A 218-nucleotide genomic window follows, 5' to 3' on the forward strand; every position below is an offset into this window, starting at 1 on the left:
TGGCGCTGGGAGGAGGCCGAGGCGCTCCTGGTGGCCGGGCTCACCGAGGACGAGGACGAGCCCCACGAGGGCGTCGGCGACCTCGCCGACCAGCTGGGCATCCACCAGCAGTGGCGCTCCCAGCAGGTGCCGGACGGGGTGCTCACCAGCTGGGGCGAGGAGGTCGCCGAGATCGACGGGGTCCTTGGCGACGACCCTGCCTTCGGGCTCGTCCCCGC

At 74.3% G+C, this 218-nt stretch carries 1 protein-coding gene; it reads left to right on the top strand.

Going from position 1 to position 218, the window contains the following annotated elements; all coding sequences use genetic code 11:
* Nucleotides 1-218: hypothetical protein (locus QWJ41_RS21695; RefSeq protein ID WP_302710576.1), on the top strand; the 218-nt coding region annotated here is incomplete at both ends.

Source organism: Nocardioides cremeus, assembly GCF_030518195.1.
GTDB classification, from domain to species: domain Bacteria; phylum Actinomycetota; class Actinomycetes; order Propionibacteriales; family Nocardioidaceae; genus Nocardioides; species Nocardioides cremeus.